Here is a 24309-nt window from a genome sequence, read left to right on the forward strand (position 1 = left end):
ATCTCATTTAAAGAAAATATAAAGTCGCCTAGTGATGCACTAGTCGCAGAGCATTACTGGTAAAGCAAGGTTCATCCTCTACTCAAAATATATAATCCAGGCCGATGTAGTTGCGGAAAAAGCCGACAATATCCACAACTGTGTTTCTCTTTCCTGTGTTGGGATTGATCTTGCGAAGATTGCCACCCCGAACTACCGTCCCTTTCACGAGCGTTTCAGAATATGTCTTAACTCTTAAATGCCCGTTTGCCCCTCGTCAAACAAAATGCAAACAGATCGGATGCTATTTGATGGCCCTTCGATTTCCATTGCCAGCTAGAGCAACCACTTTCCATCCAATAATGAATTCCTAGAACTTGTGACGGATACCGGCGTTGAACAAGTGAGCCGTCAAACCTTCTGTCGCTACCAAATAGCTGGCGTTGCTCTCGTTCGTTAAGCGCGAATGACTGGCATATAACGCCGTACGCTTGGACAAATCGTGTACATAGCCGATGGCAACCTGGCTGGCATTCGCGTCACTGACGACCTTATCCCACAACCGAATGTAAGAGACCATAACAGTACTCGCATCGCCGATTGAGGCTGTTATGCCTATCAGCCCACTACGTATGTCGGCACCATGGCTAATACTACCGTCTTGCCTGACGCCTTTATTCCATGCATAGGCAGCGAACGCTTTGATCATGCCAAAGTCATAGTTGCCGCCAATCAGAGTCGCTTTACCCGTGTTACCTGCCGTATTGTTCGTCCTGTGGTGCGTCAATACGACATCCAACGGCCCCTTTCTATAGCCTGCGTACCCGGCGCGCGTACTGCTTGCAGCAGCATTGCCGACGACTTCACCCAGACTGTATTGCAATTGCCCGCGGAGACCGTTGCTTTCATAGCCGTAGCTAACCATGTTATTGCTGCGATAGCCCGAATAGTTGAACAAACGAGCAGAATCTCCAGCCAAGGCATCTGCAAACGGATCAAACACGTACGCATTCGCATAAACAGTATTTCTTTGACGTCCAAGCTGGATGACGCCAAGGTCGCCGCTCAGCCCAACCCATGCCTGGCGTCCGAACAATAAGCCACCTTGTCCCAAGACACCGGTATCAGCTGTAAAACCGCTTTCAAGGGTAAAGACGGCGGAAACGCCTGCACCGAAATCTTCCGCCCCTTTGATACCAAGACGATTGCCATTAAAAATGCCGCTGTCCATTCTAGTAACAGATCCGTTAAGGCTACTATTCTTTTCGTGTGCGACACCGATATCTACCACGCCATACGTCACGACGTCGGCTTGCGCGCACACCGTAATTGCATGTGCGCCCAACAGTCCAAATGCAAGTATTGCTTTTTTCATTTTTAAACAAGCCACCTATTTCGCCGGCGATTTGCTTTTTGATGCTGTACGATCATCTAGCTGGGTCAATATTTGATACGCAGCAGTTACCCGCTCATCAATAGCGTAATTTTTATTTGCCAATATCACGACGCCTATTTTCTTAGCAGGAACAAAAGCTGCATAAGTTGCAAAGCCATTAGTCGAGCCGGTTTTATTAATCAGCACGTCCGCCTGTGGCTGCAGCGACGGGTTTAGTTTGGTTGCTACAGCATCAGTGTAGGTAGCCGCGTTCCCTGCCAATACCCTTTTCAGTTCTACCGGATAAGGATATTGCTCCCACATCAAATCTTGCGTCATAGCGCCCGAGTTAAAATATCCAATATGCGTGGCGGCCACCGCACGTTGCCATTTTCCGCCTTGCTTACCAGCATTGATGTTCACGTCAATGAACCGAATTAAATCCGCCGCTGTCGATTTCACCCCATAGGCCTCAGAGGCCAACATCCCCACGTTCAAACGGACCGGCTCATCTTTTTTTGTATAGCCTTGTGCGTAATTATTAGTCTGGTCAGCCGGCACATTGAGATAACTGTGCGTCATACCCAGTTCAGGAAATAATTTTTTTTCAAGTACGTCGTCGTATGACTCATTCATGCTCTTGGCCGCAATCATGCCGAGCATGCCAATACCTATGTTTGAATAATTTCGATACGTACCTGCAGCATGAGAAGGCTGCCATTTTTTTAGGTAATCCAATAACTGATCTGTGTTCTCAATGGAGTCAGGTACGAACAAAGGTAGACTGGAAGTATGCGTGCCAAAATTCAACAAGCTGATAGCGTCAAAATTGCCGCCGCGCAAAGATGGCAAATATTTGCTGGCGCTATCAGAGAGTGAAAGTTTGCCATCAATTTCCGCATACGAAGCAATGGTTGCAGCAAATGTCTTACTGAATGAGCCGACCTCAAATAGGGTCTCATCGGTAATTTTTTGCCTGGTTTCCTTGGAGGCCACACCGTAGTTGTAAATGTAGTTCTTGCCATCGACGGTGACCGCAATGGCCATCCCAGGAATAGCGTTTTTCTGTAGCAGCGGCTGAATAGCAGCATCCACAATGTTTTGAACACTTGCTTTGTCAATGTTGCTAGCAGCATAGCTATGGTATGTGACAAAACAGGCTGTCAATGACAGCAATTTTATTCTGTTGATGGTTTTTCGATGCATCGTGGAATAGCCCTATATTTGATATGTGAAATTTACAACTCGACAATTTTGCCCCCCCCTAAATATCGTCTATTTCCAACCTATTAACAATCTAGATTAAACTTAGCCTGACAAAAGAAAAACTTATGCATGATGAACATTTCTCTGGACAACGCTCTGTACAGCCAATGAATTGCCTCCACTTTTCCATAGTCTAAAATTTGCAAGCTGGCTACTTAACCAGCTATTGAAAGAAGAAAGTGCGGCACTGCGGCTACAAGGGTTAATGTATTTTTTAAAACAAACGATATAGGACCAGTCCTAAAAATAACGCCACATTTATAGTCTTGTCTCGATGTTGCTTTAATGGTGGACAAGTCCGACCTCTCATAAGGGACAGACTTCTGGCAAACGGGCTTCTGCACTACGCATCAGCAAGCCAGTCCCCTGCTGCCTAGCGCGCAGCATTGACCCCAGACGGAACGGAAGCGTACTCCGCCGGCCCGACGTAATACGCATTTTCTAAGAAAGCCATTTACAAGGTATTTCACAGACCAGGAGATGGAATGGCGGTAGGTTTCATGGCGACGATGATAGAACCATCGCCATGAGGGAAATTCGGTGGTTTTCCTATTGCCCAATTGCCTGGGCTTCCGACCTCTTTGTAATCCTCGGAACAACAAATCACTTGTACCAAGACAATCAAATTTAGTTATTTGATAATATATTTCAATTGTGCAATAATTGCCAAAATGATTTGGGGCACAAACATGCGAGACTTGCCACCATTGCCCGTAACCAAGCCAATCAATGAAAAGCATGCTTCCCATACAAACGATTGAAGAGTTGATTAGCACCTCATATGTCAGCGCAATCATAGCCAATGCGGGGCATGTACCGAACACCATTTCACATGACTTTGGTGTCGATCTTGAAGTTAGAAGGATAGGAAAACACGATTCCAAAAGAATAGACCTCGGTGTTATTTTGGAGCTACAGCTAAAGGCGAGCGTCAAATGGATCGCCGAAGCGGAACATATAGTTTTTGACCTTGAGGCAGACGCATATAACAGACTGGTTTTTCGCCGCGACAATGCAACAACGCCGTGCGTACTGATATTGTGCTGCCTCCCACGTGATCAAACACAATGGCTCAAAGTTTGCGAGGATGAACTCGTAATTAAGAAGTGCTGCTATTATTTCTTCGTGGATGGCCCCGCGACTACAAATAGCTCCTCTCTTCGTATCAGAATTCCTCGGTCGCAGCTGCTCACATGTCAATCCATAACTGACATGAAGCATAAAATTTATGGTGAGACACTGCAATGAATGCCGATAGAAATATTGACCAACTACTAGATCGAATTAGCCTCTACGATCTTCGCTCGTACTTGAGCCGATCGGGTTGGATATCTGCATTCGTAGAAAACAAAAAATGGCAAATATACGATCTCAAAAAAGACTCTGAAGATGCGTTGCAACTGATTCTACCGGCCGCGGAGAATTTTTCTGATTTCCGTGAACGGATTAGACAAGCGGTCGTTTCTTTAAGTCAGATTGAAGGCAAAACGCTATCCAATATGTTCGCTGAGATAGCGGGCCTAAACTCTGACTCACTGCTGATTCGCCTTCAGCTGCCAAGCTCGGCATCCTCCATCCCCATTGACGATGCCCCTCGCCATGTAAAGGCCATTCGAAATCTCGTAGTTTATTCGGCATGCTCCGAAATTGATGCAAAGCCGCACTATGAAAATCCATTGTCGAGCGCTACACCATTGTTTGACAAGTTCGAGTTTTGCCACACCTTCAAAGGGAGTTTTGGTTTTGAAGTAGCAACCACCGTAGCCAAGCCATTAGAGACCGGCAATCTGTTTGAACCGCCCAAACAGCGGAAAATTGTTGAGCGAATAGTGCGCGGCTTGATTTTGCTAGATGAAGCGGTGAAGACAAGCGATCCGACCACACTTATATCGTCATACGATACCGGCCTAAACGCGAGGATGTGTGACGCACTTGCTGAAATAGGCCTGCTTGGCCAGATCCCATTTAATTTTGACATCCAATGGGCGACATCTATCTCGCCGTCAGATGATGTAAAAAATTTCCGGGGTCGGGTAATTGGCGAGGCAGAGGTCAGCATTTTGCAACACGTTGCCGAACAGCTGAAGATTGTCCAACCGCGGGCCGATGAAATTACTGGGATCGTAATTAACTTACATTGCGTGAACAATCCAAACGATAACGATTCACGACGAAACGTTGCTTTGAAAATTTTCCATCGCGAATATGGCCCAATCGAAGTGAAAATGACACTTGGACCCGATTGGTATTTGCAAGCCATTGACGCTCATACCACAGGTAAGCAAATTTACGCACAAGGTCAGTTGCAACGAAACGGAAATAGCTGGTCAATGGAAGCAATTACGAGGTTCCGAATTGTGGATAAGGCGTCCTCGTAGGCAGCTCACACCTAATTCTCAACGGCCATTACAAAATTCGGGGCAGCGTGACAGAACAGTGAGCAGAATCACGTAGATTTAAGATCGAATGTTCCAAAGCCGTACCCACACCCCGGAATGCGTTCGGTAGGAACCAGGCTTAACCGTCATATGCATGTACTACTGCGCAATTTTGATACTCGCCCCAGAACCTTTTCCTCTTTGAGCCACATTGCTTGTACCTTGATTGCACCTGAAATATTCTCCACAACACTTGCCGAAGTTAGTCAAATTACACTTACACGCATATCAAGGGAAAAGAAAATTATGGAAAAAATCATTCTGAGCAATTGCCTTTCCTTTATCAAAGAGATCGATATATTCGACCTCGTTGCCAATCGCGTTTTCTTCCGCGGACAGTCCATATCCGGTAATTTATTACCTTCAATAGCGAGACTTGATCCGAAAATTGATACTACTGTGATGGAAAAAGAAATTCTCAAGCAATTGAGATTGCAAGGTTCGTCAATGTTGCCTGATTCAAATGAAACAGATCTCGATATTCTAGTTCGCGCTCAACACTACGGGCTTAAAACCCGCCTGCTTGATTGGACAAGCAATCCACTTGCCGCACTTTGGTTTGCCTGCTCAGACAGGCGTCCAGGCGACGTCTACGTATATGCGTTGATCGCGGATGATCTTTTGGATGAGGACGTATTTGAAAGCAATCCGTTTGCAAGCTCAAAAACACAAGTTTTTCAGCCGCGTATGAACAATAATCGAATTATTGCTCAGCATGGTTGGTTTACGCTGCACCGATACTCAAAATCATCCAAACGATTTGTCTCGCTCGAAACCAACTCAGAAATCAAAAAGCATCTCTACCAATACACCATTCCGGCGCAGTATCGTGATGAAACTCTAATTTCGTTGGATAGATTGGGAGTGAATGCCAAGACTATCTTCCCAGATTTTGATGGGCTATGCAGGCATTTGAATTGGCAGTTCATTGCGTTATCACAATCTCAATAGGCATCAGCAAACGCGTCCTTTGCAGCCCGTCGTGCCGTATCTACCCTAGTTTGACTGGAATCATAGTCTGCCGACCCGATGTAATGCGCATTCTCCAGGAAGGTCTACAGACGGTATCCCACAGATCCGGCGATGGAATACCCTCCTCCGCCTTCTTTGTCCTTTGGTTCGATGTGCAAGCGACCATCAGCTCCGCCTCCTATACACACCCCGCGACGACGCCTATATTTGAGATATTTTTGCCAAATGTGAGGGCATAGAATGACAGAAAATCAAAACGAACATTCACGTACTACCATACAGATCACCGAAGAGTTTCTGCTCTCTGGCGCCAGCGCGCGCGGAGGCTGGACCCGTGAACAACTCTGCCTGCTCGGTGTCGCCGGGCCGGCTCCCAAGGGATGGAAGCGCTCCATCCTCGGTCAGATCATCGATATCGCGCATGCGCAAGAATTCCTAGCGATAGGACTAGCGCGCCGAAATCCTGTCGCCGTCGAGCCTACCAAGCTCTCCGTGCGCTCAAACCCTACTACGTTGTGGCTCTACGTGCTGGAACTGGCGAATAACAATTTCTACGTCGGAATGACGCGCAATGTCGAGGCTCGCTTCAAGCAACACCATTCCGGAGTAGGCTCGCAATGGACAGCCCTGCACCAGCCCCTGCGAGTGATGCGCTGCGCCAACACCGGTTTGACATCAGATAGCGAGGCCGCGCGCATCGAAGATGCCCTGACGGTCCAGACCATGGAACAGTTCGGTCGCCAGCACGTGCGAGGTGGACAGTACTGCATGCTTGATCAGGCGGAGGTGGATGCGGCGCTAGTGCGCCAAGGTCAATGGGAACGTATCCAACGAGCTGCCCTGAACCGCAGCAGCTACGAGCTACAGGGCAGTTGGCACGTGGCACTTGAAAATATACTGACGCTGGCCCTGCGCTACTACGAATCGCCATCCCCCAGCCTGCGCGACAACTTGTTTTCGGCCTTGTACGGACTGACGCGATACCGATTTTGGCACAGTGATTTTGATGCCGCACTGGACAGTGCATTCTGGGACGAAAAAGGAATCTTGCCAGTCCTGCTCAGCTTCCGTGACAACCGACCTGTGGCTTCCAATTGTCAAGATGCCTTCTGCGTGCTGGGTGGCGCAATGGCTCGCAGACGCCGGAACGGCCCTCCGTTCCATCACCTGTTTCTATTCGGATGGAGAGCGTTTGTGCCGTCGGCCACGACCTTACAGGCAGCGAGGATCGAACAGTGGCTGCGTGAGCTGCCCGCAGAGCGTGACCGCCGCTATGACGAATTCACAGGTATCCTACTGCCGCAAATGCGCTACCTGTTGCGAAGCTGACCGGCGTCCCCGTGCTCCGATTGCATATTGCAAACTATGCTGTAACTCATAAGTTGGACAACTCGCTATCATCAGATAGCAGATAACCAGCAAAATATTACCTCAATACTGAAACTATTTTGCAGCAGCGGCCTTTGTAAAAAGCCGAAGAGCCTTGCTGTATCCAGAGGGTTTCTCTGGCGTGATATCCATTTTTTCGGCAAGTTTTTCAACCAGTTGGTGTATATCCGCCTCAGAGGTGCCGCTGATAGCGTGAATCGCAGATAAAGGCGCTTTAAGATCGCTTCCCTTCGTCCCACCTATCATGATAGGTGCCAAGTAACGGCCGGCTCCCCATCGCGCACCAAGTTCAAACATAACGTAAATCGACCCCAGACTTACTGGACTCAAAAGAGCAATAAACGCTTGGCTCTCAAAAACCTCGGATCGAAGTTGTTGGTCTGAGTCTGCTCCAGCGGGCAATTTGTATCCGTCTACGCTTGTACAACGGATATCTTTGGAGCTCAAGTTCAAAGATGCTCGGATTAATTCCACGAGTGCTTCGGCGATCGTAGCGTCAGCGTTGCTGTGGCTTATGAATATTTTCATAGTCGTAGGTACTTCGGTGGCCGTCGATTCTATTAAATCACTTTGACGAAACTCTTGCAAAAGAGAGAGAGCTTCACTTGTTTGATCATCAGTGCTTTTCGCCCATCCGGGTTGTACGTAAAAAACACCTGGTGATGGTCGAGGCGAAGGGCGCCATGACACCACAAACTCTTGAGCTCGTTTTAACAAATATTCGACTTCACCAATTGCCTCCTTCGACGGGCGCTTGGCCAAAATGATAAGAGCGTCTTCGATCAGAGGAGCAATGGATGCCAATTGTTTGGGTTCAGAAGCGATGGCTGCTTGTGCGCCACGCACTGCACTACGGATTCGATTCCAATGATTCATAAATAAAAGAAAGTGGTTGTTCGACTTCATCAGAAGCCCGAGATATTCAGACCGCGTTGTACTATCAATTAAATTCCAATTACATCGGTTCCGGCTTCTTCAATGAAATATTCCTTATCGGAAGAAGAAATGACGCTATGAACCATTCGGTGGCAACGGCCAATCCTCCGGCACCAGAGCAGGCGGTTTAGTCCAAGGTTGCTCCACCAATGCATCTTGAAACCATTGATCTCGAAGGTTTGCGTGTTCGGTCACGATGAGTTGGAAACCTGGGACATCCTTCTTCGTGAAATTTAGCAAGAGTCGAACAGTCGACGGACAGCAGCTAGGTCGGCAAGGTCCTGTTCGCCAGCGGCATATGGGTTAGAAGGCGATTTGGCCACGGTCAGTCTTTCAAATAGATCGCCGCGCAATGCACCGATTCAAACATCCGAGCCGGATATAGCGGCACAACACTAGTTTGCGAAACTTCCATCCTGCCTCCTCTGTTTCCTTGCATTGCCTGTAGATCCATGGATCTACTCCGGCTGGAATAATAACAAATAATTAATACCAAAAGGAAATATTTCATTTTGGCTAAATTCCTGCTTTACTGAGCAATTAGTACATCTATGCAGCAAATTCAAGTTTAGGCATCAGCAAACGCATCTTCCGCAGCCTTACGTGCTGCATCTAAACTGGATGGGCTGGCATGATCGTCATCTGACCCAATGTAATGCGCGTTCTCCAGAAAGACCATGCAGACGGTATCCCATAGGTCGGGTGACGGGATGCCCTCCTCCTTCATCTTTTCTTTGGGCTCGATGTGATACCTGGCCTTCTCATCGAAGAAATAGGGAATCTTGGATGCCTGATCGAGCAGGTCTTGGACATGTTGATTGGAAAACGTGATGCGCGCGTCCTTCACCGCTTCTGCAGCTAGGACAGAACATTGCGCCCGCAGGTTGAAGAATCGATCCTTATTTTTCTTCTTGAAGCATGGATTGCCCCAGTTGATCTTGACGACGTTGGGGCAGCCGAGGTTTTCTAGCATCTTGGCGAACTGGATACCCTGCCCGCCAACGTCGACCAGGATGGTGCAGTTGGACAGACGTTGCGTGTAGTGGAACACCTCGCCGGCAATGTGCTGCCAGTCCAGAGCATTAGAAAAGATAGGCACCTCCATAATGTCCACGCGGCGCGGGTCAGCATCGATGCGATCGCCGTTGCCGATCACGCGCGCATAGGTGCCAACGGTCTTGTCACGGAACACGCCGGCGGCCACGTCGATGATAAACAGGTTGCCGTAGGGCTCGCCGGCGCTGATAGTGCGCTCTGCGCCAACCAGCTTCTCTACCTGGCTGCGGCCCAACAAGAAGCGCTCCGATTGCTCCGGAAACAGGCCCAATACGCGAATCTGATATTCGACGGAATCCCGGCCGCCGCTCTCCTTCTCCCGCTCCTTGAGCCATTTGGTGGTCGCAAACGGCGAACGCTCGGAATTAAAGCGCAACGAATGCCATGAGCCGCCATTGCGTGCCGACAGCTTGTGATGGGAGGCATGATGCCGGCCACTGCTACGGACGCCCTGAGACGCAATCAGCGTGCGGTTGCAGGGCTGCGTCTGCGTACCGTCGATCACGTCGAAGTGGTCGTCGCTCACGCCGGCGGCCTCGTCGACAATGATCAGCTGGGCCCATCGGTGCTTACCGGCGATGCCGACAGACTGTCCCTTGGCGAGCGCGACACGGCCGACAAACCATTGCTCTTCGAAGCCAGTCACGTACACGCGGGTCTTTGTGATGACAAAATAGTCGCACAGCCAGGAATGCGGACCGTTCGCCATGGCAATCTTCGAGTCCTGCATCTCCTTCCACACGCCGTCGGCCACCTGCTGCAGGTTCGGCGCGCCGATGTAGGTATTGGAACCAATCTCCAGCTTGCCATCATAGACCGCATAGGGATAGCACAATAAGTGCCAGAGTGCGATACGGCCAAACGAGTTCGTCTTGCCGGTGGACGTGCCGGAAGGCGAGGCACTAAAAAAATGGACACTGCGCACGCGCTTTGACAGCGCGCGGGAAGCAGCAGCCCATAAAGCTGCCAGCGATGGCAACGACTACCTGGCCGGACGCATCAAAGAATTTCAATTCAGAGATATCCGCCCTAAGGCCGCAAGTGAAATTGACAGCCTCACCGAGGCGAGTAAATTGCTTGGCCACACGGAGGAGGAGATTACCAGGCAGGTCTATCGGCGCGTAGGCGAGAAAGTCAAACCGACCAGATAGACGACTATTCGAGCAAAAAGGCCGCCCGAAGGCGGCCTTAGCTTTACAACATCAAACGGTCAAAGCCACTGCAGGATCAATTTAATAATTACGACCAGCGCAATTATGTTCAATTGAATTTCAATTTTTAACTTCATCTCAAATTTCCATAAGAGATGAGCCAGTGTGATGCAAGTTGGTACACTAAGGCAATGGTGCTGTGTTGATTTGGCTCAAATAGCAAAAAACGGATAAATCCTTGCCAGGATGGAAGTCCGTCACCATTGCTTATTCCACATCAAATTACCAAAAGATCTACACAAAAAAACATCATCGCAGGCAATAGAAAAATGCCCTACTTGGCGCTGTTCTTTTAAATATGCGGAAACGATGAAAAATGCGGAAATGATTTCTGCTCGTAGGCTTGGGCAGAAAAGTAAAACGGCCCGCAAAGGGCCGTTTTACTTGAGATCTGGCGGAAGCGGTGAGATTCGAACTCACGAACGGGATAAACCGTCGCTAGTTTTCAAGACTAGTGCCTTCAACCACTCGGCCACACTTCCAGAGAGGCGTAATTATACCTAATTCGCAACAGATTAACGATACCTGCCCTGCTTTTTATTGAAATTCTCCCGGATTGACCAGGAAAACAGCTCAATCCTGCAGGAACATTTGCTGCAAGTCATTCAAAAACCGCTGACCCAGTGCGGTCGGCTTGATGATTTTGTGATCGCGATACAGCAAGCCTTTGGCTTCGGCCTGGTTCAGGGATTTTTCTATCGTGTTGAGCGCCAGCCCGGTGCGTTCGCTGAACAGATTGACTTCAAAGCCGTTATTTAAGCGTAGCGTGTTCAACATGAATTCGAAGCCGAGATCGTTGCGGTTGATTTCCACTTCTTCCTGCACCACGTTCCCCAGCCGGCTGTGTTCCAGATAGGCTTTGGGCTGTTTGTAGCGCATCTGGCGTATGACGCGGTGCGGGAACGACAGCTTGGTGTGGGCGCCGGCGCCGATGCCGAGGTAATCGCCGAATTGCCAGTAATTCAGATTGTGCCGGGCCTGGCGTCCGGCCTGGGCGTAGGCGGACACTTCGTAGTGGCCGTAGCCGGCGGCGCAGGTGTGTGCGCTGATCATGTCTTGCATTTCTGCGCTGGCGTCAGCGTCAGGTATCGCTGGCGGATACTTGGCGAAGTAAGTGTTTGGTTCCAGCGTCAGATGGTACAGCGAGAGGTGCGGCGGCGCGAAGCCGATGGCGGTGGCGACGTCTTGCTGCGCTTCTTCCATGGTTTGCGATGGCAGCGCATACATCAGGTCGAGATTGAAATTGTCGAACGTCGCATGGGCGATCTCAACTGCCCTGCGCGCTTCGCCGTCGTCGTGAATCCGTCCCAGCGCTTGCAAATGGCGCCCATTAAAACTCTGGATGCCGATCGACAGGCGGTTGATGCCGCTGTTGCGGTAGGACTTGAACTTCTCGGCTTCGAAGGTGCCGGGATTGGCTTCCATTGTGATTTCCGCTGCGCCATCGAGCGGCAGCAAAGAGCGCACGTCGGACATCAGGCGATCCAGTCCGGCTGCCGACATCAGGCTGGGCGTACCGCCGCCGATGAAGATCGTGTAAATCTTGCGGCCCCAGATCAGCGGCAAGGCTGCTTCCAGATCGGCGCGCAAGGCGGCAAGATATTCTTCTTCAGGAAAACCGCCCGTGGCTTCATGCGAGTTGAAATCGCAATACGGGCACTTCTTTACGCACCATGGGAAGTGGATGTACAACGACAGCGGCGGCAAAGCGCTCAGGCTGAGCGCACCCGGTTGCAGATAGGCCAGCGCGGCTTGGGCAGCGGCGGATGGTTTATCGGCAGGAGCGCTTTTGGCTTGTCCTGGCATGCCGATGGGCTTGATCGGGATCATCGTAGTTTCTCTACCAGCGCGCGCAATGCCTGGCCGCGATGCGATATCGCATTCTTCTCGGCGGCGGTAAATTCGGCCGCGGTTTTGTTATGCTCAGTGATCAAAAAATAGGGGTCGTAGCCGAATCCGCCCGCGCCGCGTGCCTCGCTAATGATCTGGCCGTTCCAACGGCCGTCGGCGATCACCGGCTGTGGATCGTCGGCATGGCGCACAAAGACCAGCACACAATAATAATAGGCCGATTTGTCAGCATGCGAAGCCAGGTCATCGAGCAGCTTCCGGTTGTTGGCTACGTCGGATTTAGGTTCGCCTGCGTAACGTGCCGACAGCACCCCTGGCGCACCGCCCAGAGCGTTGACACAGACACCTGAATCGTCGGCTAATGCCGGCAAACCTGTCAGACGCGACGCGTGACGGGCTTTGGTGAGGGCGTTTTCAACAAACGTCAGATACGGCTCTTCTGCCTCGGGGACGTCAAATTCACCTTGCGGACGAACGTCGAAATCGATCTGCGCCAGCAATTGGCTGAATTCTTTTAATTTTCCGGCATTATTGGAGGCCAGAACAAGGGTGCGCGACATGGGCTACTCGAAACAAAGGAAGGAAAGGCGCTATTTTACAGTGCTCGGGAGAGACCGCCTGTTGGCCGCTCCGGTTGATGACTTAAAGACATGCTCCATAAAAGCTACGAAAGACACGAAGAAATCTTCAGAGGATTTTTTCGTGTCTTCGTGTTTTCCGTGAACGAGAACCTTGGCGAACGAACGACGCTCAAGAAGCGCCAGCACACCGGATCAGGCTACGCGCTTGCCCAGGATAACCAGATCGCGTTCGATACCGTCCAGGGTAGCAACGCGCGGCATATTCGCCCAGCGTTCAAAGCCAAACGCATCGAACAACTTCAGACTTGGCTGGTTATGGCCGAACACAAAACCCAGCAAAGTATGCACACCGATGCTCGGGGCGTGCTCGATGGCCTTCCCTAGCAAATATCTGCCCATGCCTTTGCCGCGCGCATCTTCATGAATGTAGATGGACAGTTCCGCAGTGCCGGCATAGGCCGGACGGCCATAGAAATCGGAATACGAAAGCCAGCCCAACAACGCCATCTGGCCATCTGCGCCCTTCTGTTCCACCACCCACAGCGGGCGACGCTCTGGATTATGATGATCGAACCAGGCTTGGCGCGAAGCCACGCTGACCGGTTCGGTATCGGCAGTCACCTCGCGCGAGGCCACAGTGCTGTTGTAGATGGCGACGATCGCCGGCAAGTCTTGCTGGACCGCCAATCTGAAACTGTAATCCGTGTGATTCATATCGATGCAGTAATAAGTAATAGTCTGTCTTAGTAGGTATGCGTCGGCCGGGCCGAGCCGAGTGCAGATCCCAACACTTCTTCAATCCGCTTGCGCAGACGCTGGCCGCTATCGTCATCGGGAAAATGCACACCCACGCCCTGCGCCTTGTTGTTATTGGCGTTTTTCGGCGTAATCCACGCCACCTTGGCGGCGATTGGATATTTGGTGCCGTCGTCCATCAGACTCAGGATCAGGTAAATTTCGTCGCCGATGTGATAGATCTTGTTGGTCGGCACAAAGATGCCGCCATTGTTCAGGAACGGCATATACGCGGCGTACAGCGCCGATTTTTCCTTGATTACCAGCGACAATACCGAGGGCCGGGATAATTTGACCGGCTCGGCCGGGATTGTAGTGTTCTCTGCCATCTCGATCCTATAAATAAAATTCAAGCAAACATGGTGGCGTAGTCCAGTAGCATCTCTTCAATGAAGAGTCGCGCCGACAGCGGATGTTCTGCAATCGCCCGGCGCTCGTTGCTGCTTTTCAGCGCTCGCAGCAGAGCACCGGTATCCACTTTGGCTGCCAGCGCGGCCAGCGCCTTTTCATAACGAGGATAATACCGGATTGTGCCGCACAATTTAAGCGAAAACAGGTCGTACAGCCAGCGCTGTTGCCAGGTTACCAGCTCGGCCACCGGCGCTTTTTGCAAGAGTTCAGCGCATTTCAGCGCGCCATTGATGCCGGGCCGGGTCAAATGCTGCAAAAATGCATCGATCAGCTCGCGCCCTTCGCTTTGCGACTGCGCGTAAGCGGTCAGCGGAGCGCCACCCTGCTCGGCCAGCCAGACATCGGCATCCTTGACGTCTTGCAGGCGTAGCCAGGCCAGCGCCTGCTCGCGTGAAGGTAGCGGCATGGCGAATTTACGGCAGCGCGAGAGGATGGTCGGCAGCAAGCGGTCCAGGCTGTTCGAACTCAGCAGGAAAACCGTATTCGGCGGCGGCTCTTCCAAGGTTTTCAGCAAGGCGTTGGCGGCTGCGGTATTCAGCGTTTCAGCCGGATACAGCAACACTACCCGCTGGCCCTGGCGATGGGTGGAAATGTTCATGAAGCCGGACAAGGCGCGGATCTGGTCGATCTTGATTTCCTTGGACGGCGCCTTGGCTGACTTGGCGGTCTTCTTGCCATCGCCAGCCTCGCCTTCAGCGGCGTCCGGGTCGCCCGCCTCGTCACCATCCAGGATCTCTGGCCGTACGCGCCGGTAATCGGGATGGTTATATTGCATGAACCAGCCGCAAGAGCCACATGTGCCGCAAGCATGGCCATCCGCCTGCGGCGTCTCGCACAACAGCGATTGCGCGAACTGTTCGGCGAACACGGTTTTACCTATGCCTTCGGCGCCATGAAACAGGATTGCGTGCGGCAAGCGCGTCCGCATCTGCTGCAATTGCTGCCAGACGTCGCCTTGCCATGGAAACAAGGAATTACTCATGCATCAGCTTTACACAGGCCGGCGATGATGTGCGCCAGCGTTTGCTGGATTTCCGCAATCGTCCGGGTGGCGTCGATGATCTGGAAGCGCTCAGGAAACTGCGCTGCACGTCGCAGATATTCGGCCCGCGTGGCGGCGAAGAAATCTGCTTTCTCCTGCTCGAATTTATCCAGCGTCCGGGTTGCATCCAGGCGGGTCCGCGCCACTTCGAGCGGCACGTCGAACAGCAAGGTCAGGTCCGGTTGCAGATGCGGATGCACCCATTGCTCCAGCGCTTCCAACTTCGCCAGCGGCAATTGCCGGCCGCCGCCCTGATACGCAAAGGTCGCATCGCTGAAACGGTCTGAAATCACCCAGTCGCCGCGCGCCAGCGCCGGCTCGATAACCTGCGCCAGATGCTCGCGGCGGGCGGCGAACATCAGCATGGCCTCGGTTTCCAGATGCATCTTCTGGTGCAGCAAGACTTCGCGCAACGCCTCACCCAATGCTGTGCCGCCCGGTTCGCGGGTAGCGACCACGGTCAGGCCGTGCTGGCGCAACAACTCCGCCACAAAACCGATATGGGTCGATTTGCCGGCGCCGTCTATGCCTTCAAATGTGATGAATTTTCCTGATGCCATTATTTAACCTGAATATTTAGAGGCTGTTGCAAACACACCTGGCGTTGTTGCTTCTTCTAGCCGTACTACGCGTACTGCCTTCGTCGGAGCGCCTAGCCATCTGCATTTGCAACAACCTCTTAAGCTGTATTTAAGCTGTATCACGCTGTGGAATAGCGCTTCTGTTTCGTTGTCATTATCGCGCATCGCAAGAAAATCCAGCATCTATTAACACTGAATTAACGCTGGATTCACATCGCATTAGCGTTGATATTGATTGACTGCCTGGTTGTGCTCACCCAGATTGCTCGAGAAATGACTGCTGCCATCGCCTCGGGCGACAAAGTACAAAGCATCGGTTTGCGCCGGATGCAGCGCCGCGGCAATCGATTCGGCGCCAGGTAAGGCAATCGGTGTCGGAGGCAAGCCGCCGCGCGTATAAGTATTGTACGGTGTGTCTGCAGTCAGGTCGCGTTTGCGGATAATGCCCTGGTATTGGTCGCCCATGCCGTAAATCACGGTCGGATCGGTTTGCAACAGCATGCCGATCTTGAGGCGATTGACAAAGACACCGGCGATCGTACTGCGGTCAGCCCGGCGGCCGGTTTCTTTCTCCACAATGGAAGCCATGATCAACGCGTCGTAGGGCGTCTTGTAGGGCAACGAGGTGTCGCGCCCTTCCCAAGCCTGGTTGAGGCGCTTCAGCAGCAAGGCGTGCGCTTGCTTGTACACTTGCAGGTCGCTGGATCCTTTGGCGAACAAATAGGTATCCGGGAAGAACAAGCCTTCTGGCATGGTGTAGTCAGGCGTGATCTTTTCCAGCAGCTCAGCATCGGACAACGCCGCAGTATCGTGCTTCAGAGAAGCCTGCGCCGCCACCGCCTGCCGCATCTGGCGGAAGGTCCAGCCTTCGATCACGGTCAGCGATTCTTGCGCAAACTCACCGCGTACCAGCTGCGTCAGCAACCGCAACGGCGTAGTGCCGGGTTTTAACTCATAACTGCCGGCCTTCAGCTTGCCACCCTTGTCAGTAACGCGCGCCAGCAATTCCAGCAACTCTGGATTCACGCCAACCCCGGCGTCAGCGATTTGCTGCACCGAACTTGCCAATGTACTGCCGGGTTTAATTGTGAACGGACGCACTGCCCCAGCCTCAAAAACCGGTTGCTTGGCCCAGTAAGCCACGCCGCCAGCCGCCAGAGCACCTAGCAAGATCATCCACAACAATAGTTTTTTAAACAAGACCGGTCGCTCCGAATGGTTTTCACGCATCGCCCAAAATCGGCCAATTCCAACGCCTTTTTTGTGACATCACTATAATCAACCCAATATGATAATCGCTGTTTTGGAAATGCCCTCAATTTATGAATGAAATAACAAGTACTTGGCAAGAATTTTTACAGCAACAAGCGTTGGCGACACTGCCGGCCGCTGGCAATGCCAACCCCTCTTTTTTTGCGCCGCTGCCTGATCTGGGCCTGATCGCCTTGAGCGGAGAAGACGCCGCCAGCTTCCTGCACACCCAACTCACCAACGACGTCCAGAATCTGAATCCCGGCCAGGCACGGCTGGCCGGCTACTGCTCACCCAAAGGACGTTTGCTTGCAACTTTCCTGATGTGGAAGAGTGGCGACAATATTTTGCTGCAACTACCGCGCAACATGCAGGCGGCGATTCAAAAACGCCTGCAAATGTTCGTGATGCGCGCCAAGGCGAAACTTGTCGACGTATCGGATACGCAAATAGTGCTTGGCGTGGCTGGCGATGGTGCAGGAGCAGCCTTGACGCCCTGGTTTCCGACATTGCCAAATACGCCCTATGCCAAGATAGATAATGAGCACGGCAGCCTGATTCGCGTCGCCGATGCCAGTTCCGCACCGCGTTACCAATGGATCACCAGCCCCGAGATCGCGATCGCTGCATGGCCGTTGCTCAGCAACAAGCTGCAGGCGCTCGATGCGCAAGCCTGGCGCCTGAGCGACATCCAGGCCGGCATCCCGCAAGTCACCCTGGCCACGCAAGAACAATTCGTGCCACAGATGATTAATTTCGAAGTGATTGGCGGCGTCAATTTCAAAAAAGGCTGTTATCCGGGGCAAGAAATTGTCGCCCGCAGCCAGTATCTGGGCAAGCTCAAACGCCGCACAGTACTGGCTACAGTAGAGACAATCGGCGTCGCCGCAGCCACCGAAGTATTTTCCAGCAACGATCCGGAACAGCCTTGCGGCATGATCGTCAATGCAGAAACGAACAGCGCGCACAGTAGCAGCTGCCTGCTGGAGATCAAGCTTGCTGCACTGGAAAGCGGCGGCACGATACATCTGGGCTCTGCGGACGGTGCGCAGATGCAGATCCAGACCTTGCCCTACTCGATCATCGACGTGACCGACTCAGAACTGTCGGCCTGAGCAGAAGATGAGCACGAATATCTATATCTACTACAAGGTCGCTGCCGCCCGCGCTCAGGAATTCGACCGCGCGGCGGCCAAGATGCAGGCCGAGCTGTCGCTGCAACATCAGATCAATACAGCGCTCAAACGCAGCGCGGAGATGAAAGACGAACAGCATACCTGGATGGAAGTGTATTCTTCGGTGCCGCCGGATTTTATGCAATTAATTGATGAGGCCGTAGCCCGGCACGGCTTGGCTGCCCTCATCGAGAGTCCTCGTCATACCGAATTTTTTGTGAATATCTCATCATGTGCTTGATTGTTTTTGCGTGGCAAGTCATTCCTGGCTCGCCTCTGATAGCCGCCGCCAACCGCGATGAATTTTATGCGCGCCCGACAGCTCCCGCCAGTTGGTGGGAAGATCAACCCGACATCTACGCTGGCCGCGATCTGAAAGATGGCGGAACCTGGATCGGCATTACCCGCGGTGGTCGCTTCGCCGCCATCACTAATGTACGCGCGCCCTCAGAACGACGGCCCGATGCACCCAGCCGCGGCGCACTGGTATCGGACTTCCTGGGCAGCAGAAAAACGGCAGCCGAGTATGTCGCTGAAATCGCAGTGGATGCAGCCCGCTTCAACGGCTTCAACCTGCTGGTCGGCGATGGCAAGCAGTTGATCTGGTATTCCAACAAGGGCGAAACCGATGCCCGCAACGGCCAGCCTTTGGCACCGGGCGTGTACGGTTTGTCGAATGCCACGCTGGACGTCTGCTGGCCCAAGGTAGTGCGCACCAAAGCCCAATTTTCCAGCCTGCTGTGCCAGGGCGCGCCGGACGCCTGCTTCTTTGACATGCTGAGCGATACCACCCGCTCCGGCGACTGCCGCCTGCCCTCCACGGGCGTTGATATCGAAACCGAACGCATGCTGTCCGCGGTATTCATCGAATCGCCCGACTATGGCACCCGCGCCACCACCCTGGTCAAGCTCAAGACCAACGGCAGCGCCATGCTGCATGAAAGAGTCGCGACGCCATCCGGCGCACCGTGCCGGACCCACGCACCATCCAAATCGACACGCCGCTGTTCACGCTGAATGCAAACGCCAGTTATATAACGTCCCGGCTGCTTTCAGGTAAACACGTGGCGCATGCAGATATGCGCAATACCGGCTTCGTAGAATTCCTCGCCGTCACGGATAAAACCGTGGCGCCCATAAAACGCTTCCGCTTGGGTTTGCGCATTCAACGCCGCTTCGCTGTCGCCGCGCTGGCGCGCCTTTGCCATCAAGGCTTCCAGAATGGCGGCGCCAATTCCCTTGCTGCGCCCTGTCAAGCGCACAGCCATGCGGCCGATGTGACCATCAGGCAGCAAACGGCCAGTGCCGATAGCTTGGCCGGTTTCGTCATAGGCGACGGCATGCAGGCAATGCTCATCCATATCGTCCCACTCCAGTTCGACCGGGATTTTCTGCTCGATCACGAAAACGTCGAAACGCACGGCGCGGGCGTCGGCTTTCTGCACTACCCAGTTGTCGACGGTCAGATGAAATTTCATGGCTTTACTCGTATAAATTGATGGTCTTCTTCAACCCGGTTTGATCTTGAGGGCTGCGCGGTGGTGTCGGAGATACTTGAAAGTACCCATCGCCTTGGCCACCAGATGATCGCCGTGCCATAGCTCGGCGTCGCAAAAACACATGGTGGTGGATTGGTGAAAAGCCCGGCCTTTGGCGACGATACGCGCGCCGGTCTGGCCAGCCGGCTGCAGAAAACTGGTTTTCATTTCAACCGTGACCGCTGCTTCGGCCTGCGGATAAAGCGAACGGCCGGCCAGCGCCATGACCACATCCAGCATGGTCATCGATACACCGCCATGCGTCACCTGCCAGCTATTCATGTGATGCGGTTGTAAAATCAGGGCCAGCTCGGCTGCTCCCTCGCCCATCGCGACGAATTCAACGCCGAGATAACTAAGAAAAGGATTGTCGATCGGGAAAACATGGGAAGGAAACATAACGCTGTTCAGCTCAGGTAGTCCATGCAATGGCGCGATTCCCGCACGGCACCGACGAAAGGCTTGATCGCCTCATGGGTTGGATGATGTTGATAGGCTTCCAGCGCTGCCTCCGATTCAAATTCTGAATAGAGCACCACGTCGCAGGTTGCATCCATTCCGGGCTGCGCTATCACAGCTTCGAACTTCAGCATGCCGGGTACGATGCCGGCGCAACCGTCCAGCAAAGCCTTCACTTTCAATGCATTGGCGGCCTTGTCTGCGCCTTCTGCCTGCTCTTTCAGTTTCCAGAATACGATATGCTTCAATGTCTTGCTCATGGGGATCTCTCCGATGTAGATGGGTGAAGCTGTTGCTTTGCCGATATGCCTTAAATTCATGCGCTATTTTACCCGCTCGCGCATCGCCTTATTCGATCAGTAATTTATAGGCAATCGTCCACATGGTGATGCCAACCACAACTTCCAGTATGCGCCAGGAAACAGGCTTGGCAAATATCGGCCGCAACAAGGCCGCGCCGTAGCCCAGTGAAAAAAAGAACACCAGCGAAGCCAGCATCGCGCCGGCAGCGAATTCGGCTTGCTGCCCCGGAAATTGAGTCGATATGGAGCCAATCAACAGCACCGTATCCAGATAGACGTGCGGGTTAAGCCAGGTTAGCGCCGCACACACCAGCAAGGTCGGTAGCAAGGCTGCTTGAGTATCCCCCGATTGCGTCAGTACTGCCGAGGACTTCCACGCAGTGATGAAGCTGCGTGCGCCATACAAGAACAAGAATGCCGCGCCACCGTAGCGCATCACAGTGGCCAGCCAAGGTGCATGGGTAATTACAATCGACAAGCCCAACACGCCTAGCAATATCAGGATGGCATCAGACAAGGCGCAAGTCAGGCAAACCCAAAACACATGTTCGCGTTTCAGCCCCTGTTTAAGAACAAAGGCATTTTGTGAACCGATGGCGAGAATTAATGAGAGAGAAAGCGTGAAGCCAGAAATAACAGCGGTCATGAATATTCAATGCAAGTTAATAGGCAAACGGCTCTCGCCATCGGCGTTGCCGTCATCCGTATTGCTGCGTTCGGCCACAAAGCGCGCCACGTCCGGGTCGGTAATAAAACTGGCGGCAGAACGGGCCGACAAGATGGCATCGGGAGACTGCGGCTTCGCAACAATGAAACCTTGCACGTAATCGACGCCAAGCTTGGCCAACGCTTCGATCATCGCGCAGTCTTCCACCCACTCGGCAATGCTTTTCATACCGAGGTTACGCGCCAGCTCGACGATCGCTTCGACAATCGCCTCATTGGCGGGATGCTTGTTCATGCTTTGAATGAATGCACCATCAATTTTCAACGCATCTGCCGACAGGCTCTTCAGATAGGTAAAGGAGGTATAGCCGGCGCCGAAATCATCCAGCGCCACCTTGGCGCCCAACGCTTGCAAGCGCTCGATGATGCGGCTGGTATGTTCCAGATCGTGCAATGCAACGCTTTCCGTCACCTCGATACACAGCATTGGCACCACCTTCAGGTGCTTTTCCATAATCAGGAAAAGATCCTGAATGAATTTTTCATCGTTGAGCGAAGCTCCGCTCAGATTCACGCAAACGAACCTGGTCAACGGTAGCTGCGATTGATGCTGGTCAAGCCACTCCAGCACCGTGGTCATGACCCAGCGATCAATTACTGCAATACTGCCGTTTTCTTCCGCCGCTGCAATCACCCTGGTTGCCGGCACAACTTTATTATCAGAGTCGCGCAGCCTTAGCAGCACTTCAAAATTGAGTGAAGCTTCAGGCTCTTTCAGCGACATGATCGGCTGCATTTCAACGAACAAACCAGGCGGCAAGAACTCCCCCCCCAGTCTTTCGATCAGACTGAGCTCTTCCATCCGTTCCCGGAATACCGAGGCATTCTTGTGATACACCACGATATGCTCGTCATGAGCCTTCTTGGCTTCGCGGCAAGCGCGATCCGCAGCTGAAATGGCGTCTTGCACACGCATGCCTGCAGCTACTTCGATCAAACCGATCGAACCTTTGACATGAAATGCGCGCGCGCCGATATGATAAGACTGATAGCTGATTCTTTGAATAATGGCAGAACAGATTTCAGTAGCGACGCTAATCTCTACATCCTGGAACAGGACAATGAATTCATCACCCCCGATACGGCCGATATGATTACCTTCGCCCAACGATAGCTGGACACGTTCACATAGCTGCTTTAACACTTCATCGCCGGATTGGTGGCCAAACAGATCGTTGATCAGCTTAAAACGATCCAGGTCAAGATAAGCCAGGGCTAGAGGCCGGTCATCGCATTGACGTTCGATGGCTTGCTCTAGCATGATCTCGATGCCGCGACGGTTCAACACGCCGGTCAGCGGATCGTGTTCGGCCAGGAAACGCAAACGCTCGACAGCATGGGAACGATCGGTGATGTCTTGCAACGAGCCTTCTATGCGGCCATTGGCAAACGTCGCTGTCACCAGGTAGGTACTAGCCTTGCCATCAACACCGCCAATCCCGTGAAGCTCGGCCTCATTACCGCCATTGCCGGAAACAATTTTCGACAGTCTCTCATGAGCGCCTGGCTCGAAATAGTCGTCCCATTTTTTTAGCCACTGCGTGCCAGCATCATGACCAAGAATTTTTTCCAGAGCCGGATTGGTGCGCACAAAGCTCCCATCCGCCGAGAGCGTAAACAAACCGATCGGGGTAACGTCGTAGGTAGTGCGCAATTCGGCCTGGACCATCGCCAATTCGCGTTTTCCAGCGCGCATTTGTTCAGCAAAAGCAAAAGACGCCATCAAACTCGACAGCAAAGCCACAATCACGTTGTTGGGAACCTCGTCCAGCGTCTTGATACCAAACGCAGCGGCCACCACCTCATCAACCCGCGTAAACAGCACGACAAACATGGATGCGCAGTACCAGAGCACTGCCCGGGTGCGGGCTTTCCACACGATGCGCGCGAGCAAAAAAATCAATATGAGTATGCCTGCGACAGTCCAGCACCATAACATAGGAAGAAAATGCTGATAGGACAGGAAAAAGGCAGCAACTAGCAAGACTGCACCCAGCCAGCGTAAAACATTTTGCAAGAAAACAAAGCCAATCTGCTTCAACTCATTCTGGAACAATCTGCCGAACAAAGTAAACGTCACGATGTAATAGGTGGCAAAGGTCAATTTGCGCAACCATGGTAGCCATTGGTTCGGAATCGTCCATATCAGCCAATGGGCATCCCATCCCATGGCATTCGCGCCGAGACGCAGATTACCCAGAAGCCATACCGCAAATAAGACATACATCCATTCACGATTGATTAGAGCTGCCACCAGCACAAACAGCGTCAGCGTCAACAGTCCGCCTTCCATCAAGCCTATGCCGCGATAAAACTCCTTCTGCGACTGCGCGAAATCGGAACTACCCCACTGACGCACGGAAATACGAGCAGGACCGGAAAAAACGCCCTTGCACAATACTTCCACGGGTAAAGAGCGCGCTGAAAAAGATAAAACAAATCCGGTTTTTTCCGCCTTGATCTGGCCATCGACCTTGTAGCGGCTACCCGTTCCAAGCAAGCGCTGGCCACCATCGCTCCAGCAACTCAATTGCTGCGCATGGCGCGATGGCAGCTCAAGTTCAGTAACAGCTGAATCAGGTGTCGCCGATACTACAAAAGAAAACCAAAACGGCGTCTCTTGCAGTTGCGTGTTGTAGTAAGCCTGCAGTGATGTCCCAGTCAGCTTCTGAAATGCCTGCTCCGGAAGAAGACGTTGCTTTGGGTCGCTCAATACATGTATTGGCGACGAGCCTGGCTCGTTATGTCCGAAACGGCTGTCGAGTGTAGCGAAAGCAAGGATCGTAAATACAACAACCAAAGCTGGCACCAATACTACCGAAAAATAGAACACCGCCCAGTCTTGCGGCTTGAGATTTTTGGTGAGACTTTTCGGCGTGTCGGCATGGAATAGCCACATAAACATCGCGTCCGTAGAGTGAGAGGGTTCTACTGTACTGTAAAAAAAGCACCATGATGTTCTTTTACGACAATAT

The 24309-nt window shown here is 52.4% G+C and carries 25 protein-coding genes and 1 tRNA gene; 8 read left to right on the plus strand and 18 right to left on the minus strand.

What is annotated here, in order from left to right; translation table 11 throughout:
• Positions 1–349 precede the first annotated feature (349 nt).
• Together LT85_RS13945 and ampC are read right to left on the minus strand one after the other, a co-directional pair.
• On the minus strand, positions 350–1354 hold the full coding sequence (locus tag LT85_RS13945; RefSeq protein ID WP_038489721.1) for a porin: 1005 nt from the start codon (positions 1352–1354) through the stop codon (positions 350–352).
• A gap of 15 nt (positions 1355–1369) precedes the next feature.
• Positions 1370–2560 carry a class C beta-lactamase gene (ampC, locus tag LT85_RS13950; RefSeq protein WP_038489723.1) on the minus strand — a complete coding sequence of 397 codons (1191 nt, stop codon included), beginning with the start codon at positions 2558–2560 and terminating at the stop codon, positions 1370–1372.
• Positions 2561–3349: 789 nt separating this feature from the next.
• Between ampC and LT85_RS13955 the strand changes: the two genes are divergently transcribed.
• The 4 genes from LT85_RS13955 to LT85_RS13970 all read left to right on the plus strand — a co-directional run bounded on the left by LT85_RS13955 (position 3350) and on the right by LT85_RS13970 (position 7359).
• Complete coding sequence (locus tag LT85_RS13955; RefSeq protein WP_081992393.1) at positions 3350–3868, plus strand: DUF4365 domain-containing protein; 519 nt, start codon at positions 3350–3352, stop codon at positions 3866–3868.
• On the plus strand, positions 3865–4998 hold the full coding sequence (locus tag LT85_RS13960) for a hypothetical protein (protein WP_038489726.1): 1134 nt from the start codon (positions 3865–3867) through the stop codon (positions 4996–4998). The genes LT85_RS13955 and LT85_RS13960 overlap by 4 nt, the downstream gene beginning before the upstream one ends.
• Before the next feature lie 150 nt (positions 4999–5148).
• Positions 5149–6009 (plus strand): FRG domain-containing protein, encoded by an 861-nt coding sequence (locus LT85_RS13965; RefSeq protein ID WP_253273548.1) that lies wholly within the window; start codon positions 5149–5151, stop codon positions 6007–6009.
• 261 nt (positions 6010–6270) lie between these two features.
• Positions 6271–7359, plus strand: a complete 1089-nt coding sequence (locus tag LT85_RS13970; RefSeq protein ID WP_038489728.1) for a GIY-YIG nuclease family protein — start codon at positions 6271–6273, stop codon at positions 7357–7359.
• Between the two features lie 114 nt (positions 7360–7473).
• Here LT85_RS13970 and LT85_RS13975 read toward each other — a convergent pair whose 3' ends face one another.
• The 3 genes from LT85_RS13975 to LT85_RS13980 all read right to left on the minus strand — a co-directional run bounded on the left by LT85_RS13975 (position 7474) and on the right by LT85_RS13980 (position 10246).
• On the minus strand, positions 7474–8325 hold the full coding sequence (locus LT85_RS13975) for a toll/interleukin-1 receptor domain-containing protein (RefSeq protein WP_038489731.1): 852 nt from the start codon (positions 8323–8325) through the stop codon (positions 7474–7476).
• Between the two features lie 105 nt (positions 8326–8430).
• On the minus strand, positions 8431–8550 hold the full coding sequence (locus LT85_RS27175; RefSeq protein ID WP_253273549.1) for a hypothetical protein: 120 nt from the start codon (positions 8548–8550) through the stop codon (positions 8431–8433).
• A gap of 373 nt (positions 8551–8923) precedes the next feature.
• Positions 8924–10246 (minus strand): hypothetical protein, encoded by a 1323-nt coding sequence (locus tag LT85_RS13980; RefSeq protein WP_038489734.1) that lies wholly within the window; start codon positions 10244–10246, stop codon positions 8924–8926.
• A gap of 37 nt (positions 10247–10283) precedes the next feature.
• On the opposite strand from LT85_RS13980, the gene LT85_RS26950 reads away from it, so the two are divergent.
• Entirely contained in the window at positions 10284–10562 is a 279-nt protein-coding gene (locus tag LT85_RS26950) for an integrase (protein WP_038489738.1), read from the plus strand.
• A 452-nt stretch (positions 10563–11014) separates the two neighbouring features.
• Here LT85_RS26950 and LT85_RS13990 read toward each other — a convergent pair.
• From LT85_RS13990 to mltG, 8 genes are all read right to left on the minus strand, one after another.
• A tRNA-Ser gene (locus LT85_RS13990) sits at positions 11015–11104 on the minus strand.
• Between the two features lie 91 nt (positions 11105–11195).
• Positions 11196–12452, minus strand: coding sequence for a radical SAM family heme chaperone HemW (gene hemW, locus LT85_RS13995; protein ID WP_038489741.1), 1257 nt, complete (start codon positions 12450–12452; stop codon positions 11196–11198).
• Complete coding sequence (rdgB, locus tag LT85_RS14000; protein WP_038489744.1) at positions 12449–13033, minus strand: RdgB/HAM1 family non-canonical purine NTP pyrophosphatase; 585 nt, start codon at positions 13031–13033, stop codon at positions 12449–12451. Before rdgB ends, hemW begins: the two co-directional genes overlap by 4 nt.
• Positions 13034–13246: 213 nt before the next feature.
• Positions 13247–13768: a GNAT family N-acetyltransferase gene (locus tag LT85_RS14005; RefSeq protein WP_038489747.1), complete on the minus strand. Its 522-nt coding sequence runs from the start codon at positions 13766–13768 to the stop codon at positions 13247–13249.
• Between the two features lie 29 nt (positions 13769–13797).
• A complete protein-coding gene (locus LT85_RS14010; protein ID WP_038489749.1) occupies positions 13798–14178 on the minus strand; it encodes a PilZ domain-containing protein in 381 nt (126 codons plus the stop codon).
• Positions 14179–14198: 20 nt separating this feature from the next.
• Entirely contained in the window at positions 14199–15242 is a 1044-nt protein-coding gene (locus LT85_RS14015) for a DNA polymerase III subunit delta' (protein WP_038489750.1), read from the minus strand.
• Positions 15239–15862 carry a dTMP kinase gene (tmk, locus tag LT85_RS14020; RefSeq protein WP_038489753.1) on the minus strand — a complete coding sequence of 208 codons (624 nt, stop codon included), beginning with the start codon at positions 15860–15862 and terminating at the stop codon, positions 15239–15241. The genes LT85_RS14015 and tmk overlap by 4 nt, the downstream gene beginning before the upstream one ends.
• A 240-nt stretch (positions 15863–16102) precedes the next feature.
• Positions 16103–17059: an endolytic transglycosylase MltG gene (mltG, locus tag LT85_RS14025; protein ID WP_038496232.1), complete on the minus strand. Its 957-nt coding sequence runs from the start codon at positions 17057–17059 to the stop codon at positions 16103–16105.
• Between the two features lie 146 nt (positions 17060–17205).
• On the opposite strand from mltG, the gene ygfZ reads away from it, so the two are divergent.
• Genes ygfZ through LT85_RS14040 form a run of 3 tightly spaced genes read left to right on the plus strand, consistent with a single transcriptional unit; the run spans position 17206 to position 19326 of the window.
• Positions 17206–18249 carry a CAF17-like 4Fe-4S cluster assembly/insertion protein YgfZ gene (ygfZ, locus tag LT85_RS14030; protein WP_038489756.1) on the plus strand — a complete coding sequence of 348 codons (1044 nt, stop codon included), beginning with the start codon at positions 17206–17208 and terminating at the stop codon, positions 18247–18249.
• A 7-nt stretch (positions 18250–18256) separates the two neighbouring features.
• Positions 18257–18550, plus strand: a complete 294-nt coding sequence (locus tag LT85_RS14035) for a DUF4936 family protein (RefSeq protein ID WP_038489759.1) — start codon at positions 18257–18259, stop codon at positions 18548–18550.
• Positions 18541–19326: an NRDE family protein gene (locus tag LT85_RS14040; protein WP_038489762.1), complete on the plus strand. Its 786-nt coding sequence runs from the start codon at positions 18541–18543 to the stop codon at positions 19324–19326. The genes LT85_RS14035 and LT85_RS14040 overlap by 10 nt, the downstream gene beginning before the upstream one ends.
• 35 nt (positions 19327–19361) lie before the next feature.
• Here the strand turns inward: LT85_RS14040 and LT85_RS14045 are convergent, their stop codons facing one another.
• The 5 genes from LT85_RS14045 to LT85_RS14065 form a co-directional block, all read right to left on the minus strand.
• Positions 19362–19787 (minus strand): GNAT family N-acetyltransferase, encoded by a 426-nt coding sequence (locus LT85_RS14045; protein WP_038489765.1) that lies wholly within the window; start codon positions 19785–19787, stop codon positions 19362–19364.
• Positions 19788–19817: 30 nt separating this feature from the next.
• Positions 19818–20246 carry a PaaI family thioesterase gene (locus LT85_RS14050; RefSeq protein ID WP_038489768.1) on the minus strand — a complete coding sequence of 143 codons (429 nt, stop codon included), beginning with the start codon at positions 20244–20246 and terminating at the stop codon, positions 19818–19820.
• A gap of 8 nt (positions 20247–20254) precedes the next feature.
• Positions 20255–20566, minus strand: coding sequence for a Dabb family protein (locus LT85_RS14055; protein WP_038489771.1), 312 nt, complete (start codon positions 20564–20566; stop codon positions 20255–20257).
• A gap of 88 nt (positions 20567–20654) precedes the next feature.
• Positions 20655–21254 (minus strand): LysE/ArgO family amino acid transporter, encoded by a 600-nt coding sequence (locus tag LT85_RS14060; RefSeq protein WP_038489773.1) that lies wholly within the window; start codon positions 21252–21254, stop codon positions 20655–20657.
• Positions 21255–21260: 6 nt separating this feature from the next.
• The gene (locus LT85_RS14065; RefSeq protein ID WP_052135186.1) at positions 21261–24233 is read right to left on the minus strand and encodes a putative bifunctional diguanylate cyclase/phosphodiesterase; all 2973 of its coding nucleotides are present in this window, start codon (positions 24231–24233) and stop codon (positions 21261–21263) included.
• Positions 24234–24309: the final 76 nt, after the last annotated feature.

This window comes from Collimonas arenae, from assembly GCF_000786695.1.
GTDB classification, from domain to species: domain Bacteria; phylum Pseudomonadota; class Gammaproteobacteria; order Burkholderiales; family Burkholderiaceae_D; genus Collimonas; species Collimonas arenae_A.

Bases quoted from the DNA above. Each gene is read 5' to 3' on its own strand.
- LT85_RS13945 (WP_038489721.1), bottom strand. From the start codon at position 1,354: ATGAAAAAAGCAATACTTGCATTTGGACTGTTGGGCGCACATGCAATT.
- ampC (WP_038489723.1), bottom strand. From the start codon at position 2,560: ATGCATCGAAAAACCATCAACAGAATAAAATTGCTGTCATTGACAGCC.
- LT85_RS13955 (WP_081992393.1), top strand. From the start codon at position 3,350: ATGAAAAGCATGCTTCCCATACAAACGATTGAAGAGTTGATTAGCACC.
- LT85_RS13960 (WP_038489726.1), top strand. From the start codon at position 3,865: ATGAATGCCGATAGAAATATTGACCAACTACTAGATCGAATTAGCCTC.
- LT85_RS13965 (WP_253273548.1), top strand. From the start codon at position 5,149: ATGCATGTACTACTGCGCAATTTTGATACTCGCCCCAGAACCTTTTCC.
- LT85_RS13970 (WP_038489728.1), top strand. From the start codon at position 6,271: ATGACAGAAAATCAAAACGAACATTCACGTACTACCATACAGATCACC.
- LT85_RS13975 (WP_038489731.1), bottom strand. From the start codon at position 8,325: ATGAAGTCGAACAACCACTTTCTTTTATTTATGAATCATTGGAATCGA.
- hemW (WP_038489741.1), bottom strand. From the start codon at position 12,452: ATGATCCCGATCAAGCCCATCGGCATGCCAGGACAAGCCAAAAGCGCT.
- rdgB (WP_038489744.1), bottom strand. From the start codon at position 13,033: ATGTCGCGCACCCTTGTTCTGGCCTCCAATAATGCCGGAAAATTAAAA.
- LT85_RS14005 (WP_038489747.1), bottom strand. From the start codon at position 13,768: ATGAATCACACGGATTACAGTTTCAGATTGGCGGTCCAGCAAGACTTG.
- LT85_RS14010 (WP_038489749.1), bottom strand. From the start codon at position 14,178: ATGGCAGAGAACACTACAATCCCGGCCGAGCCGGTCAAATTATCCCGG.
- LT85_RS14015 (WP_038489750.1), bottom strand. From the start codon at position 15,242: ATGAGTAATTCCTTGTTTCCATGGCAAGGCGACGTCTGGCAGCAATTG.
- tmk (WP_038489753.1), bottom strand. From the start codon at position 15,862: ATGGCATCAGGAAAATTCATCACATTTGAAGGCATAGACGGCGCCGGC.
- mltG (WP_038496232.1), bottom strand. From the start codon at position 17,059: ATGATCTTGCTAGGTGCTCTGGCGGCTGGCGGCGTGGCTTACTGGGCC.
- ygfZ (WP_038489756.1), top strand. From the start codon at position 17,206: ATGAATGAAATAACAAGTACTTGGCAAGAATTTTTACAGCAACAAGCG.
- LT85_RS14035 (WP_038489759.1), top strand. From the start codon at position 18,257: ATGAGCACGAATATCTATATCTACTACAAGGTCGCTGCCGCCCGCGCT.
- LT85_RS14040 (WP_038489762.1), top strand. From the start codon at position 18,541: ATGTGCTTGATTGTTTTTGCGTGGCAAGTCATTCCTGGCTCGCCTCTG.
- LT85_RS14045 (WP_038489765.1), bottom strand. From the start codon at position 19,787: ATGAAATTTCATCTGACCGTCGACAACTGGGTAGTGCAGAAAGCCGAC.
- LT85_RS14050 (WP_038489768.1), bottom strand. From the start codon at position 20,246: ATGTTTCCTTCCCATGTTTTCCCGATCGACAATCCTTTTCTTAGTTAT.
- LT85_RS14055 (WP_038489771.1), bottom strand. From the start codon at position 20,566: ATGAGCAAGACATTGAAGCATATCGTATTCTGGAAACTGAAAGAGCAG.
- LT85_RS14060 (WP_038489773.1), bottom strand. From the start codon at position 21,254: ATGACCGCTGTTATTTCTGGCTTCACGCTTTCTCTCTCATTAATTCTC.
- LT85_RS14065 (WP_052135186.1), bottom strand. From the start codon at position 24,233: ATGTGGCTATTCCATGCCGACACGCCGAAAAGTCTCACCAAAAATCTC.